Below are 12803 nucleotides of genomic sequence, written 5' to 3' on the forward strand. Positions count from 1 at the left end.
ACCCATCCCTGGAGGGCGCAGGGTTCTCCCGGCGAAACCACTGCGAACGGGGGCGGGCTTACACGGCGTGGGGCTGGAGTGCGTCTTCTTGGCGCTGCTGGTGGCGCCACAGCTCGGCGTAGCGTCCGCCCCGCGCGAGCAGCTCGGCATGCCGGCCGCGTTCGACGATGCGCCCTTCTTCGAGCACCAGGATTTCGTCGGCGTGCATCACGGTGGAGAGGCGGTGCGCGATCATCAGGGTGGTACGGCCTTGGGCGATGCGTTCGAGCTGTCCCTGGATGGCGCGCTCCGTGGCCGAATCGAGCGAGGAGGTGGCTTCGTCCAGCACCAGGATGCGGGGGTTCTTCAGCAGCACCCGCGCGATCGCCACGCGCTGCTTCTCGCCGCCAGAGAGCTTGAGCCCACGCTCGCCCACCCGCGTCTCCAGCCCCTCGGGCAGGCGGGCGACGAGCTCGTCGAGCTGGGCAGCGCGGATCGCCGCCCAGACTTCCTCGTCGCTCGCCTCGGGCCGGCCGTAGCGGATGTTGTAGCCCAGCGTGTCGTGGAAGAGCACCGTCTCCTGCGGCACGATGCCTACGGCGCGGCGCAGGCTCTCCTGCTTCAGGTGGCGTACGTCGATGCCGCCCACGCGTACCGCCCCGCCGGTGGCGTCGTAGAAGCGGAAGAGGAGCCGCACCAGGGTGGACTTGCCCGCGCCGGAAGAGCCGACCACGGCCACGGTACGCCCGGCGGGGAGGGTGAAATCCACTTCGCGCAGGATGGGGCGGCTGGGATCGTAGTGAAAGGAGACGCGTTCGAAACGCACCTCCAGCGGCCCCTCGGGGAGCTCGAGTGCGTCCGGGGCGTCGCGCACTTCCTCTTTTTCGTCGAGTAGGGCGAAGAGCCGTTCGAGGTCGACCAGCGCCTGGCGCAGCTCGCGGTAGACCACGCCGAGGAAGTTGAGTGGCAGGTAGAGCTGCAGCAGGAAGGCGTTGACGAGGACGATGTCGCCCAGAGTCATGACGCCCGCCTGAACGCGCGCCGCGGCGAGCCCCATCATGGCGACCACGCCGGCGGTGATGATGGCCGCCTGGCCGAGATTGAGCCCGGAGAGCGAGAGTTGGTTGCGGATCGCGGCTTCCTGCCAGCGTTCGAGATCCTCGTCGTAGCGGCGCCGTTCGTACGCTTCGTTGGCGAAGTACTTCACCGTCTCGTAGTTGAGGAGCGCATCGACGGCGCGGCTGTGGGTCTGCGCGTCGATCTTGTTGAGCCGACGCCGCTGCACGGTGCGCCAGTTGGTGACGACGATGGTGAAGACGACGTAGGCGATGAGGGTGGCGAGCGTGATCGCGCCGAAGGCCGGCTCGTAGCGCGCGAAGAGGATGGCGAGCACGAGCGAGATCTCCACCAGCGTGGGGGCGATGGAGTAGAGGGTGAAGTTGATGAGGCTGCCGATGGCGCGCGTGCCGCGCTCGAGATCGCGGGTGAGCGCCCCGGTCTGCCGTTCGAGGTGAAAGCGCAGCGACAGCGCGTGCAGGTGGGAGAAGACTTCGAGCGACAGTGCGCGCACCGCGGCTTGGGTGACCCGTGCGAAGAGCAGTTCGCGCAGCTCGGTGAAGAGCGAAGTACCAAAGCGCGCCAGCCCATAGGCGAAGACGAGGGCGATCGGGGCCGCGGTCCAGCGTGGCGCCTGCGGCGGCAGCGACAGGAAATCGACCAGCTCCTTGAAGAGCAGCGGCACGGCGACGTTGGCGAACTTCGCCGCGATGAGGGCGGCGAAGGCGCCGAGCACCCGCCAGCGGTAGCGCCACAGGTAGGGCCATAGCCGCGCGATCGTCTCGCGCAGGTGCAGGGGGCGGGTGGCGCCCTCGGCCGGCGGCGGGAGCGAGGAATGGCCGCGCATCGCTCAGGCGGGCTGGGCCGCGGCCTCGCGGTAGCGGCGCAGCAGGCGCAGGAGCTCGTCTTCGTCGTAGGGTTTGCCGAGATAGGCGTTGGCACCCAGCGCCATCGCGTGCGCCTGGTGCTTCTCGGCAAGGCGCGAGGTGATGAGCACGACCGGGAGATGGCGCGTGCGCGCATCGGCCCGGATCTGGCGCAGCAGCTCGAATCCGTCCATGCGCGGCATCTCGATGTCGGAGAGAATGGCCACCGGCAGACGTTCCTCGGAGGTGAGCTTTTCCAGCGCCTCCATGCCGTCCTTGGCGAGCATGACTTCGTAACCCGATCGCTCGAGGAGTCGCCCCGTGATGCGCCGTACGGTAAGCGAGTCGTCGACCACCAGCACCAGCGGTTTGGCGGGAGATAGGCCCCGCGCCTCGGCCTGCGCTCTTGCGACCGAGACCTCGGCGGGCGTGCGCGCGAGCGCCACGGGGTTGAGGATGAGAGCGATCTCGCCGTCGGCAAGGAGCGTCGCGCCCAGCATACCGGCGATGCGCTTGAGGTGCGGTCCGGCCGGCTTGGCGATCACCTCCTGGTTGCCGGCAAGCCCATCGACGTGCAGCGCGATCCGTTCTTCGCCCGAGGCGAGCAGCACCACCCAGTTGCGGCGATCGAGCGGTTCGGGCTGGTCGGGGCGATCGAGCAGATGCGGCAGATAGCGCAGCGGATAGGTCTTCCCTTGCCAGAGCAAGTGCCCCATCTGCTGCGCGGCGCGCAGCGCCTCGGCCGGGAGGTGTTCGGTTTGAACGATGAGATTGGCCGGAATCGCCCAGCGTCGATCGAGTGCGCGCACGAGCAGCGCCTGGGTGATGGCGAGGGTAGTGGGCAACAGGATGCGGAAGGCGGTGCCGCGGCCGGGGGCGCTCGCGAGGTCGATGCGCCCGCCCAGCGCCTGGATTTCGCTGTGGACGACGTCCAGCCCCACGCCGCGGCCGGCGATCTGGCTGAGCTCGCTGGCGGTGGAGAATCCGGGCAGGAAGACGAGCCGTGCGAGGCTTGCTTCGTCGGGTAGGGCATCGGGGCCGAGCAGCCCGGCGGCGCGGGCGCGCTCGAGGATGGCAGCGTAATCGAGGCCGCGGCCGTCGTCCTGCACCCGCAGTTCGATCTCGCTGCCGAGATTGCGCACGGCCAGTGTGATCTGCCCGAATTCGGGTTTGCCAGAGGCCCGCCGTTCCTCGGGGGATTCGATGCCGTGGGCGACGGCGTTGCGCAGCAGGTGCTCGAGCAGCGGCACCATGCGCTCGAGCAGTGCCCGCTCGAGCGTGACCTGAGCGCCTTCGATGTCGAGGTTGACGCGTTTGCCGAGTTCCTTGGCCGTCTGACGCACGACCCGGTGCAGGCGCGCCGCGACGCTGGCGACCGGCGCCGAACGTACCTGCATCAGTTCGTACTGCACCTCGCGGGTGAGGCGGGCTTGCTGGTTGAGGGCAGTTTCGGCGCGGTCGAGGTGCGACAGCGCGCTTTGCTGGATGGTGGCGACGTCGGCGATCCCTTCGGCGAGCAGGCGCGTGAGTTCCTGCAGGCGCGTGTAGCGGTCGAGTTCGAGTGGATCGAACTCGGCCTGCGCCGTCTCGGCCGTGTGCAGGCGCGTCTGCATCTGCGTCTCGGCCTGGATCTCGAGCTCGCGCAGATGGGTGCGCAGGCGGATGACGTCGTCGGTGAGCTCGAGCACGGCGCCGCGCAGGGCGAGAAGATCCTGTTCGGCGCGCGCCCGCAGGACGCCGATCTCGCCGGTGTCGTTGACCAGCCGGTCGATGGTGGCGGCGTGCACACGCAGGGTGACGTGGGCGGTCTCTGCGCTTTCCCGCGCCGGGACGGGGGGGAGGGATTCGGTGCCGGCCGCGGCAGGGGAGGGAGTCTCCGCCGTTGCCAGCGCAGGCAGGGCGGCAAGGCGGCGGAAGAGCGCATAGGCGGCTTCGATGCCGTTGCGCGCGAGCTCGCGGGCCGCGGGCCCGGCTTCCTTGAGTTCCTGCTCCAGACGGTGGATGCGCTCGCCGAGCTCCAGCGCGCCGGCCATGCGGGCGCTGCCCTTGAGGGTATGCAGGGTACGGGCGATCGCCTCGACGTTTTTCTCGTCGCTCGTTTCGTCCCAGCGGTTGAGCTGCTCGAAGAGGCTCTCGAAGAGCGTCTCGCCCTCGTCGAGGAAGACCGGCAGGAGCTGCAGGTCGATTTCCTGGGCGACTTCTTCCACAGGAGGCGCTTCTCGGGCAGTTTCTGGGACCTCTGTGGGGGGGGCGGCTTTCGCCTCGACCTCGTTGGGAGCGGTGGGTTGGGGTGGAGGCACCGCTGCCTGAGGAACGGTGCCGACGGCTTCGATGAGGGGCAGCAGATCGGCGGGAGGTTCGGGAATTTGTCCGGCTTCGACGCGCTCGAGGGCGGCGCCGAGCCGCTCGGCAGCAGCGCGTAGGACCGTGCATTCCTGTGCGTCGGGGGCGCGCTGGGCCTTGGCGAGGCGCTCGAGCGCGAGTTCGAGCGCCCGGCCCAGCTCGTGCATCTCGAAGACCTTGGCGGTGGCCGAGATGCCGGCCAGCGTGTGGATGTGTCGTACGAGAGGCTCATCGGGCGGCTGGGCGGCCTCCTCGTCGAGGTAACGGCGCAAGGCGGCGAGCCGCTCGCGCGCTTCTTGGCGGAAGGCATCGAACACGGCGCGCGAGACGCTGCGATCCCCGAAAACGTGTTTCGGCGGCTCGGGAGGCGGAAGAGGTTCGGCTGGCGGTGCGGCCTCGGGGCTTTCGAGCGAGCGCAGGCGCTCGGCTTCGGCCGCGAGCGCGGCGGCCTGCGCGGGCGTTTCGATCCGGCCGGCAGCGATTGCCTCCACCCAGTCGGCGAAGAGACGGTGTGCCTGCTGGAGCAGCTGCATCAGCGCGGGGGTGGCCGGCCATTGCCGCTGCAGCCAGGTATTGAGAGTCTGCTCCAGGGCCCAGGCGCACTCGCCGAGCTCGGTGAGACCAACCATGCGGCCACTGCCCTTGAGGGTGTGGATGCCGCGGCGCACCTCGGTGAGCGCTTCGAGATCGTCCGGTCGTTCCTCCAGATCGGGAAGGCGGCGCTCCAGGGTGGCGAGCACTTCGCGCGCTTCTTCGAGGAAGATGTCGAGGAGTTCTTCTTCGATCGCACCGCCGGCCGATGCCTGGGTCTCGCTCGGCGGGACAGGGGGTCTGGCCCGTTCGACGGAGGCCTCTTCGGGAGAGGGGGCCTGAATCGAGGCGAGGGAAGCTGCTGCGGGCGAAGATGCTTCTTCTTTTTCTTCCTCGAGCAGCAGCGTGGCGCCGAGTTCCTCTCCTTCGGCCGCGAAGAGTTCCTGCAGGGGGATGGCGGTGGCCTGGGGGGCGATCGCTGCGGTTTCCTGGAGGGACTCGCCGCGCGCCAGCGCCTCGGCGCGGGTATGGAGATGGGCAAGGGTCTCGACGAGCCGGTGCTGCTCGGCCTCTTCGAGGCTGCCGTGTTCGGCCAGGCGTTCGACCAGGGGAGGAAGCTGGCCGAGTGCTTTGGCTTCTTCGTCGGCGCCGATGAGCAGCAAGGTGGCGCGGGCTTCGGCGATCAGGCGGTTGATGCGGTCCTGGTCGAGGGGTTCGGTCGGATCGCGGTAGTAGCGATCGAGCAGGGTCTCGGCTTCGGCGAGCAGACGGGAGAGTTCCCTTCCGATGCTGCGGCTGTCGGCTTCGGAAGCCTGGGCCTCGATCTCGGGCAGGGGGCGGTTGTCGATGAGGGCGCGCAGCCGCTCGACCTGCGTCTGGAGCCGCTGCTCGGTGCGCTCGTCCCAGTGGGCGGCGCGGCAGTAGGCCGAAAGGACGAGGAGCGTGCGGGCGAGCTCGAGCTGGGCCTGTGCGGCCATGGAGTCGTTGGGATGATCTTCCATCCATTGGACGAGGGCGGCGAGCGCCTCGATGGCCTGCTCGATGCTCTTGCGCCCCAGCGGCTGGGCGAGGCGGCGAACCGCGTCGAGATCCTGGGAGAACGAACCCAGGTGGAAGACGGGAGCCTGGGTGAGCCGTTCCCAGTGCTCGGCCAGTCGATCGAGCCCCTCGGCCAGGGCGTCGAGTTGGGCGCGCAGGGGAAGCTCGGGCAGGGGGAGATCCTGGTCTTCCAGGGCCTCGGCGAGCCGCCAGTGCTCGTGCAGCAACTGCTGCGCCCGGCTGTGGGGCTCGAGCTGGGCGACGGGATGGGTGAGTGCTTGCAAGAGCCGGCGGGGTGGGCGAGAGAATTTCCCGGCGTGGCGCATCGTGCGGTGCAGGTCGTGCAGGATGCGCTTGGAAGCCTCGTCGCGCGCCAGACGCCCTTCCCTGAGGGCGTCGGCATAGGCGAGCGCGGCCAGCCATAGGGGCTCCAGGGGGCGGCCGGCATCCAGCTTGAGCAAACCCGCGAGCGCCTCGCGGATGGGCGTGAGGGAGGCGACGGCTTCGCGCTCGTCGGCCGGTTTCAGCCAGCCGACGAGGCCCTGTTCGAAGCGGCGCAGCAAGGCGGCGCGGATGCGGGCTTCGTCGGAGACGACGGGCTGAGGCTGAGGTTGGATCGAGACTTCGAACTGGAAGAGATCGCTTTCGGCGGCGGTGGAATCGCCGGCGAGCGCGGCGAGCTCGAGGTAGTGCCGACGCAGGCGCAGCGGCTGGTCGCGTCCGGCGTGGATGAGCTCGAGGAAGTAGTTTTCGGCGGCGACGGCGGCGCGGTACAGCCGCTGCAGGGCTTCGGGATCGGGATCGGGCCGGGCGGAGATTTTTTCCAGGGCGCGGCCGAGCAGGTCGACGTAGTCGGCGAAGCCTTCGAGGCCCGCGACGATGAGCACGCCCCGGGTCTCGTGCAACGCCGCCCTGGCCTGCCGCAGTGCCGCGGGGTCGTTGTGCGCGCTGGCCCGCTCACAGGCCAGACGCGCCCCCGCGAGGACGCGTTCGACTTCTGGGGCGATCCAGGATAGGGGTTCGGAGGCGGGGCGATGCACCATGGCGTTCGTCTCGGGCGATCAGACGCGGAAACCGGCGACCGAACCGCGCAGATCGGCGGCGAGCTCGGCCAGCGATTCGACGGATTGGACGGTGCGTTCCGTCCCTTCCCGGGTCTGCTGCGTGATGGCGAGGATTTCGCGCATGAGGGCGGAGACCTGGGCGCCGCGTTCGGCCTGGGCCTGGATGTCGTGGGCGATCTGGGTGATGCGGGTGGCGGTCTCTTTGGCGACTTGCGAGATTTCCTCGAGGGCGGCGCCGGCCGAATCGGAGAGCGCCGTGCCGGCGACGACCTCGCGCGTGGCCGCTTCCATCGAACCCACGGCGTCCTGGGTGTCGGCTTGAATGGTCTTGACGATGGCGGCGATCTGCTTGGTGGCCTCGGCCGAGCGCTCGGCCAGCCGCTGCACTTCCTCGGCCACGACGGTGAAGCCGCGCCCCGCCTCGCCCGCGGCCGCGGCCTGGATGGCAGCGTTGAGCGCGAGCACGTTGGTCTGGTCGGTGATGTCGGAGATGAGTTCCACGATCTCGCCGATCTCCTGCGAGGATTCGCCCAGCCGCTTGATGCGCTTGGCGGTTTCCTGGATCTGGTCGCGGATGCGGTTCATGCCCTCGATGGTTTCATTCACCGCCTGCGCCCCTTTGGCCGAGGCTTCGAGCGAGCGGCCGGCGGAGGCGGCGGCGCCTTCGGCGGAAGCGGCCGTCTCATGCAGGGCGTGGGCCATGTCCTGGACGATGCCGTCGGCCTCTTCGATCTTTTCGGTCTGGGTCTGGGCCGCTTCGAGCAGCTCGCCGGAGATGCGGCGCGCTTCTTCGGTGGAGTCGGTGATGCGCTCGGCCGTGTCGTTGATGCGCCGTACCAGCGAGGCGAGCTCTTCGATGGCGTAGTTCACCGAGTCGGCGATCGCCCCCGTGATGTCTTCGGTGACGGTGGCGCGGATGGTGAGGTCGCCGTCGGCCAGGTCGGAAATCTCGTTGAGCAGCTGCATGATGGCCTGCTGCGTGCGGGCGTTTTCTTCTTCGAGCCGCTGCCGTTGGCGTTCGGCCTCGAGCTCCCGGGCGCGGGCGTCGTCGAGATAGGTCTTGCCCAGGGCGAGGAAGACGAGAATGAGGACGACGGCCGCCGCGATCATACCCTGATAGCGGGTCGAGAGGGCGTCGTCGCCGGCTTGCTGCACGCTCTGGCGCAGGGCGCTCGCTTCGCCGAGCATGCGTTCGAGCCGTTGGTCGATGGGGCGCAGGGCCGCCGCGACGTCGGACGGTTCGCTCGGGGGGGATTCGAGGAGTTTCTGCAGCTCGGGGCGCAGCTCGTTCCAGCTTTTCTGGAGCGAGCCGGCGTGCCCGGCGAGGCGCTCGTCTTCCGTAGCCATGTCCGACAGGGTGCGCAGCGCCTCTTCGAGGCGGCGGCGTTGCCCTTCCAGGGCTTTCACGGCCTCGGCATCGGCTTGGAGCGCCCGGGGCAGGGTTCGCCCCAGGTCGCTTAGGGCGTCCCGGGCCTGATCCGCCACAGCGAGGCGTTCGCGCGTGCTTGCCGCGGTGTAGCTGGCCGAGGCGACGAGGCCGACGAGGCCGAGGATCGATACGATCAGCAGGACCGACAGGAGAAGGATACGCTGCCGCAGCGCTCCCCCCTTCGTGCCGGGGGTCGTGGAGGTGTCGGCGGCCTCAGCAGGGGTGCGGGAGGAAAACAGACGAAACGCCATGGTAAGGTCCTCGTTGCTCGGATGCGGTCTTCAGGTCAGCTCGAACCGAGGAGGGACGAGCCGGAATCGATGCCATAGAAAAGCGGGTCGGTGATGAGCCGGCTCGCGTCGATCAGGATGCAAGGCCGGTCGTCATCGGGTGCCCGATAGGCGCGCACGTGCCAGGGGCGGGAAAGGGGATGCTCCATGGGCGTGAAGGACTCGAGGGGCCGCAGGCCGACTGCCTCGGGCAGCAGGAGCGCCGTGTTTTCGATGAGGCGGGTGGCCAGCACCAGGAGTTGCGCACGTTTGCTCCTCTGGGTGGGCGTGTGGTTCTCCAGCCAGCAGAGGTCGACCACGCCGATGAGGTTGCCGCGCACGTTGGCCAGACCCCGGTAACAGGCGGGGGCGCGGGGAACCGGGGCGAGGGTGAATTCGTTGGCGATGGCGGAGGCGTCGGTGAGGGGCAGCAGCAGCCGGTGACCGGCGGCGGGGAGCACCAGCCAGTGCTCGGTACGGGCGGCAGAGGCCTGGGCGAGCCGTTCGGCGAGCCGTTCCTGGAATTCGCGCAACGAAGTCCGTCGGGCCATGGGCGTCATTCCATGCTGCGGATGGCGGCAAGGAGCGCCGTTTCGTCGATGGGCTTGACGAGGTAGGCCACCGCGCCTTGCCGCAGGCCCCAGGCGCGGTCGGCTTCCTGGCCTTTGGTGGTGCAGATGATGACCGGGATGTGGCGCGTGGCCGCGTCGCGATGCAGCTGGCGCGTGGCCTGATAGCCGTTCATGCCGGGCATGACCACGTCCATCAGCACGAGGTCGGGGAGCTCGGCGCGCGCGAGCGCGAGGGCCTGTTCGCCGTTCTCGGCGGTGAGCACCTGATAGCCCTCGCGGGTGAGGAGCTCGGTGAGGGCGAGCCGTTCGGTGGGAGAGTCGTCGACGACGAGGATACGGCGGATGGGCATGGGCTCAATCTCCTTTCGCCGGGGGTCGCGCCTCGGTCTTGGGCGGCCAGTGCCGGGCGATGGCCTCCAGCAGCTCGTTCTTGGTGAAGGGTTTGGTGAGGTACTCGTCGGAGCCCACGAGCTGCCCCCTTGCCCGGTCGAAGACGCCGTCCTTCGAGGTGAGCATGATCACCGGGATGTGGCGGAATTTGGGATTTTGCTTGATGAGGGCGCAGGTCTGGTAGCCGTCGAGACGGGGCATCATCACGTCGATGAAGATGAGATCCGGCGCGAACTCGACGACTTTGGCGAGCGCGGAAAACCCATCTTCGGCCAGCATGACTTCGTAGCCGGCCTGGCCGAGGAAGATCTCCGCGCTGCGGCGGATGGTGTTGCTGTCGTCGACCACCAGGATGCGTGGTTTGCGTTCGGTGTTCACGTCGGATCCCCGTTCTTGGCAGGCAGGCCGTGTCGGCGATGATCCATGATACCATGATCCAATGCAAACGCGTTTTTCTCGGTCGCCCGCGCGCGGCCTGTATCTGATCACCCCCGACGAGCCTGACGACGGCGCCCTCTTCGCGGCGCTGCGCACGGCGCTCGCCGCCCGCCCGGTGCTGGTGCAATACCGCAACAAGGCGCTCGACCGCGCCGCCAGGGCACGTCAGCTCGAGCGCATCGCACCGCTGGTGCGGGCTGCCGGGGCGGCGCTCGTCGTCAATGACGATGTCGAGCTCGCCGCCCAGTTCGAGGCCGGGGTTCATCTGGGCAAAGACGACGGTTCGATCGTGCAGGCGCGGCGCTTTCTGGGGCCGCACGCACTCATCGGGGCGAGCTGCTACGCGGAGCTCGGGCGGGCGCAGGCGGCGCTCGCCGAAGGAGCGAGCTACGTCGCTTTCGGGGCGATGTATCCTTCCCCGACCAAGCCCCAGGCGAGCCGCGCCTCGCTCGAACTCCTGCGTCGCGCCCGCGCCGAGCTCGCCGTGCCGATCGCGGTGATCGGTGGCATCACTTTGGAGCGCGCCGACGAGCTCGTCGCTGCCGGGGCCGATTGGCTCGCCGTGATCTCGGATCTCTTCGCCGCGCCCGATCCGCTGGAACGGGCGCTCGCCTGGGCGGCGTGGCACAATCGCGTTTTCGGCACGGAAGGGAAGGAACGATGACGGATCGCAACGAAGCGTGGTTCGAACGGGCCCGGCGCGTGATTCCGGGCGGAGTGAATTCGCCGGTGCGGGCGTTTCGCTCGGTGGGGGGCACGCCGCGCTTCATCCGGCGCGCACAGGGCGCCTACCTCTGGGATGAAAACGGGACGCGCTATATAGATTACGTCGGCGCCTGGGGGCCGGCGATCGCCGGGCACGCGCACCCGAAGATCGTGGAAGCGGTGCAGCGGGCGGCCGCCGACGGACTCTCCTTCGGCGCCCCCACGGCGCTGGAAGTGGAGATGGCCGAGCGGCTCACGGCGCTGCTGCCGTCGCTCGAGCTGGTGCGGCTGGTGAGCTCGGGCACCGAGGCCACGATGAGCGCCATTCGCCTGGCGCGCGGCTACACGGGGCGTGCCTGCATCGTCAAGTTCGAGGGGTGCTACCACGGTCACGCCGACGCGCTGCTCGTCAAGGCGGGCTCCGGCGCCCTCACGTTCGGGCACCCGAGTTCGGCCGGCGTGCCCGAAGGGGCGGCGCGCGATACCCTGGTGTTGCCCTACAACGATCTGGCGGCAGTGGAGGCGGCCTTTGCCGAGTGCGGCGACGAGATCGCCGCGGTGATCGTGGAGCCGGCTGCCGGCAACATGAACCTCGTCAAGCCGCGTCCCGGTTTTCTCGAAGGACTGCGCGCGCTGTGCGACCGCCACGGCGCGGTGCTCATCTTCGACGAGGTGATGACGGGGTTTCGCGTGGGGCTGCAGGGGATGCAGGGTCGCACCGGCATCCGGCCCGACCTCACCACGCTGGGCAAGGTGATCGGCGGCGGCATGCCGGTGGCCGCCTTTGGCGGACGGCGCGAGATCATGGAGTGCGTCGCCCCGCTCGGGCCGGTGTATCAGGCGGGGACCCTGTCGGGTTCGCCCGTGGCGGTGGCCGCCGGACTCGCTTCGCTCGAGCTCGTCGCCCAGCCGGGATTCTACGAGCGGCTCGAAGCGCTCACCGCGCGGCTGGTGTCGGGATTGCAGCGTGCGGCCGAGGAGGCGGGCGTGCCGTTCGCGGCCGATTCGCTCGGCGGCATGTTCGGCCTCTATTTCGCGCCCCAGGTGCCGGGTTCCTACGCCGAGGTGATGGCCTGCGACGTCGAGCGCTTCAAGCGCTTCTTCCATGCCATGCTGGCGGCGGGGCATCATTTCGCGCCCTCCGCCTTCGAGGCGGGGTTCGTCTCGGCGGCGCACACCAAGGCGGACATCGACGCCACGGTGGAAGCGGCGCATCGGGCGTTCGCTACCCTTGGGCACCTCGAATAACCTGCTGCGCAGCGGTTCTTCGAGCGACCCCCTTTGATCCTCAGCCCGCGAGCGCGGCGCGCAGGCGGGCATACACCGCCTGGGCGTCCGGGCGCACGCCGCGCCAGAGGAAGAAGCTCTCGGCGGCCTGTTCCACCAGCATCCCCAGGCCGTCGGCGGTGTGCGCGCCGTGCCGCGCCGCCTCGCGCAGGAAGGGCGTAGGGGCGGCGCCGTACATCATGTCATAGACGAAGGGCCTTGCGGCGAAGAGCTCCGGCGGCAGCGGCGGCAGCTCGCCGGCGAGGCTCGCGCTGGTGGCGTTGATCAGCAGCGTGAAAGGGGGGCGCAGCGCATCCCAGGTTTGCACGTCCAGTTTCACGCCCGTCTCGGCGGCGAGCGCTGCGAACGCGCGGGCGAGCGTTTCGGCGCGGGCAGGAGTGCGGTTGGCAAGCACCAGCCGCCGCGGCCGTTCGCGCAGAATCGGCCCCAGCACGCCGCGCGCGGCGCCGCCCGCGCCCACGAGCAGCACCTCGGCTCCCGCGAGCGGCACGCCGTGGCGCCGTGTCAAGTCGCGCACCAGTCCCACGCCGTCCGTGTTGTCGGCCAGAAGCCGCCCCTCGCGTGCGATGAGCGTATTGGCGGCGCCGGCCTCGCACGCGCGCGGCAGCGCCTCGTCGGCGAGCGCCAGCGCCTCTTCCTTGAAAGGCAGCGTCACGTTGGCGCCGCGCCCCCCTTCGGCGAAAAAACGCCGCGCCGCTTCGGCGAAGCCCTCTGCGCCGGGGTCGATCGCCTCGTAGTCGAGATCCTGTCCCATCTGTTCGGCAAAGGCGCGGTGGATGAAAGGCGACTTGCTGTGCGCCACCGGGTGGCCGAAGACGGCGTAGCGATCGGTCATT

At 69.4% G+C, this 12803-nt stretch carries 9 protein-coding genes; 2 read left to right on the forward strand and 7 right to left on the reverse strand.

The features are described 5' to 3' along the window. Positions 1-58: 58 nt before the first annotated feature. Genes ASC37_RS07940 through ASC37_RS07965 form a run of 6 tightly spaced genes read right to left on the reverse strand, consistent with a single transcriptional unit; the run spans position 59 to position 9915 of the window. A complete protein-coding gene (locus ASC37_RS07940) occupies positions 59-1882 on the reverse strand; it encodes an ABCB family ABC transporter ATP-binding protein/permease (RefSeq protein WP_055423870.1) in 1824 nt (607 codons plus the stop codon). A gap of 3 nt (positions 1883-1885) precedes the next feature. Beyond that, on the reverse strand, positions 1886-6856 hold the full coding sequence (locus ASC37_RS07945) for a hybrid sensor histidine kinase/response regulator (RefSeq protein WP_055423871.1): 4971 nt from the start codon (positions 6854-6856) through the stop codon (positions 1886-1888). An 18-nt stretch (positions 6857-6874) separates the two neighbouring features. Further along, positions 6875-8557: a methyl-accepting chemotaxis protein gene (locus ASC37_RS07950; RefSeq protein WP_055423872.1), complete on the reverse strand. Its 1683-nt coding sequence runs from the start codon at positions 8555-8557 to the stop codon at positions 6875-6877. Between the two features lie 35 nt (positions 8558-8592). Then, entirely contained in the window at positions 8593-9126 is a 534-nt protein-coding gene (locus ASC37_RS07955) for a chemotaxis protein CheW (RefSeq protein ID WP_055423873.1), read from the reverse strand. Between the two features lie 5 nt (positions 9127-9131). Continuing rightward, on the reverse strand, positions 9132-9497 hold the full coding sequence (locus tag ASC37_RS07960) for a response regulator (RefSeq protein WP_055423874.1): 366 nt from the start codon (positions 9495-9497) through the stop codon (positions 9132-9134). Positions 9498-9501: 4 nt separating this feature from the next. After that, positions 9502-9915: a response regulator gene (locus tag ASC37_RS07965; protein ID WP_055423875.1), complete on the reverse strand. Its 414-nt coding sequence runs from the start codon at positions 9913-9915 to the stop codon at positions 9502-9504. 61 nt (positions 9916-9976) lie between these two features. On the opposite strand from ASC37_RS07965, the gene thiE reads away from it, so the two are divergent. Together thiE and hemL are read left to right on the forward strand one after the other, a co-directional pair. Continuing rightward, on the forward strand, positions 9977-10639 hold the full coding sequence (thiE, locus tag ASC37_RS07970; RefSeq protein WP_055423876.1) for a thiamine phosphate synthase: 663 nt from the start codon (positions 9977-9979) through the stop codon (positions 10637-10639). Beyond that, positions 10636-11928 carry a glutamate-1-semialdehyde 2,1-aminomutase gene (hemL, locus tag ASC37_RS07975; RefSeq protein WP_055423877.1) on the forward strand — a complete coding sequence of 431 codons (1293 nt, stop codon included), beginning with the start codon at positions 10636-10638 and terminating at the stop codon, positions 11926-11928. Before thiE ends, hemL begins: the two co-directional genes overlap by 4 nt. Positions 11929-11968: 40 nt before the next feature. Here hemL and aroE read toward each other — a convergent pair whose 3' ends face one another. Continuing rightward, positions 11969-12802: a shikimate dehydrogenase gene (gene aroE, locus ASC37_RS07980; RefSeq protein WP_055423878.1), complete on the reverse strand. Its 834-nt coding sequence runs from the start codon at positions 12800-12802 to the stop codon at positions 11969-11971. Between the last annotated feature and the right edge of the window lies 1 nt (position 12803).

The sequence above is a fragment of the Tepidiphilus thermophilus genome (genome assembly GCF_001418245.1).
GTDB lineage: Bacteria > Pseudomonadota > Gammaproteobacteria > Burkholderiales > Rhodocyclaceae > Tepidiphilus > Tepidiphilus succinatimandens.

Coding starts and splice junctions, on each gene's coding strand:
- ASC37_RS07955 (WP_055423873.1), bottom strand. CDS start 9,126: ATGGCCCGACGGACTTCGTTGCGCGAATTCCAGGAACGGCTCGCCGAA.
- ASC37_RS07945 (WP_055423871.1), bottom strand. CDS start 6,856: ATGGTGCATCGCCCCGCCTCCGAACCCCTATCCTGGATCGCCCCAGAA.
- ASC37_RS07950 (WP_055423872.1), bottom strand. CDS start 8,557: ATGGCGTTTCGTCTGTTTTCCTCCCGCACCCCTGCTGAGGCCGCCGAC.
- ASC37_RS07940 (WP_055423870.1), bottom strand. CDS start 1,882: ATGCGCGGCCATTCCTCGCTCCCGCCGCCGGCCGAGGGCGCCACCCGC.
- hemL (WP_055423877.1), top strand. CDS start 10,636: ATGACGGATCGCAACGAAGCGTGGTTCGAACGGGCCCGGCGCGTGATT.
- ASC37_RS07960 (WP_055423874.1), bottom strand. CDS start 9,497: ATGCCCATCCGCCGTATCCTCGTCGTCGACGACTCTCCCACCGAACGG.
- thiE (WP_055423876.1), top strand. CDS start 9,977: ATGCAAACGCGTTTTTCTCGGTCGCCCGCGCGCGGCCTGTATCTGATC.
- aroE (WP_055423878.1), bottom strand. CDS start 12,802: ATGACCGATCGCTACGCCGTCTTCGGCCACCCGGTGGCGCACAGCAAG.